Origin of the sequence: Sulfitobacter sp. HI0040 (assembly GCF_001634885.1) — a bacterium.
Classification (GTDB): domain Bacteria; phylum Pseudomonadota; class Alphaproteobacteria; order Rhodobacterales; family Rhodobacteraceae; genus Sulfitobacter.
The window spans coordinates 1-823 of the sequence record NZ_LWEX01000279.1 but is presented as its reverse complement, the minus strand read 5'-3'; the positions used below and the strand labels follow the sequence as shown (position 1 = coordinate 823).

At 66.0% G+C, this 823-nt stretch carries 1 protein-coding gene; it reads right to left on the bottom strand.

What is annotated here, in order from left to right:
• Window positions 1-823 (bottom strand): TRAP transporter large permease subunit (locus A3728_RS13755; RefSeq protein WP_150120804.1); only part of this gene is annotated, 823 nt, incomplete at both ends.

Sequence of the window (823 nt, the reverse complement as noted above, 5' to 3'; positions counted from 1 at the left end):
GAGAAGCGCGAAGGCATTGGTCATCGTGTCGCCCAGCAGCAGAAGGCCGGGGTTGAAGATGAATGCGAAGGGCAGAAGAAAGCCCACCGCCGCCAGCCGAACCGCCGAGAACGCGATCCGGAACGGATCCTCGTCCGCGATGGCCGCCGCGGCCAGCGCCGCGACCGCGATGGGTGGCGTCAGCGCCGACAGCACCGCGTAGTAGAGCAGGAACATGTGACTTTGCAGGATCGGATAGCCCAGCTTGGCCAGCGCCGGTCCGACCAGAACGGCGGCGAGGATATAGGCGCTTGGCGTCGGCATCCCGAGACCCAGAATGATCGTCACCACAGCCGCGATGACCAGCGTGACCGCCGGCTGTTCGCCGCTGATGGTGAGGATCACGTTGGCGGCCTTCATGCCCAGCCCGGTCATCGACAGCCCGCCGATGACCAGACCCGCCGCCGCGCAGGCACCCGCCACCGGCAGGATGCGCAGGGTCGTCTCGCCCAGCCCCTCGACTATTTGCCAGGGCGACAAGCGCGTGGCCTTCAGCAGGGTGGCAGCCAGCACCGCGCCCATGACGCCGATACCCGCTGTGAATGTCGGGGAATACCCCGCCATCAGCGCCACGACGATGCCGATGATCGGGATCATGAACACCCAGCCCACTCGGAAGGTGCTGGCCAGCGTAGGCACTTCATCCTCGGACGGGCGTAGATCGTCGCGCACGGCGCGGAAATGCACCTGCAAGAATACGCCGAGGTAATAGAGCAGCGCGGGCAGCAGCGCGGCCAGCACCACCTCCTGGTAGGGAACGGCAGTATATTCGGCCAGGATGAAC